Origin of the sequence: Lysobacter sp. TAB13, from assembly GCF_052113885.1 — a bacterium.
GTDB lineage: Bacteria > Pseudomonadota > Gammaproteobacteria > Xanthomonadales > Xanthomonadaceae > Lysobacter > Lysobacter gummosus.
Genome location: NZ_JBFRDR010000079.1, coordinates 1 through 663 on the forward strand (window position 1 = coordinate 1; position 663 = coordinate 663).

The 663-nt window shown below is 66.8% G+C and carries 1 protein-coding gene; it reads left to right on the forward strand.

What is annotated here, in order from left to right; all coding sequences use genetic code 11:
• Positions 1-663 (forward strand): hypothetical protein (locus AB4Y92_RS25200; RefSeq protein WP_441822103.1); only part of this gene is annotated, 663 nt, incomplete at both ends.

Genomic DNA, 663 nt, shown 5'->3' on the forward strand with positions numbered 1-663 from the left:
GGCGCGGCGCATGGTCCGTGGGGCGAGCATCGGGATTGTCGGGATTTCCGGCGGTCAGACCGCCCTGGCATGCGACGTCGCGGAAGCGCAGGGCGTAGCGGTCGCAGCATATAGCGCAGCGACTGCGCACCGCCTGCGTGCTGCCTTGCCGGGCACGGCCGGAAACAATCCGGTCGATTTTGGAGCGACGGTCAATGTCGAGGACCGCAATACACCCGAAGCCATGCGCGCTGTCCTCTGTGACGAGAATGTCGGTGCGGTCATCGCGCTTCAGGACACCCAGGAGAGCCTGAACCCGGCGACGCTCCAGAATTACATGAATGTGCTCGGCGTCTATGCCGAGGCCGGCAAGGCGAGCGAAACGCCATTGGTCGTGATCTCGCCGACCTCGGAGAATGTCGATCCGGGCGTTCGTTCGATGCTAGCCGATCACGGGGTGCCGCTGCTGCGCGGGCTTCACGCCGGACTTCGCGCTGTCGGCAACCTCGCGCTCGGCAAGCCGGGGCCTGCCGGCTCCTGGGCGAGCCAGCGCAGCGGCGCGCGGGCGCCGTTCAATGAGGAGGTCGCCAGCCTGAGGCGCGAGATCGAGCAATGCTCGGGCGCTCTCGATGCCGAACTGTCATTCCGGCTGCTGCGCGCCTACGGCATCCCCCTGGTCAAATC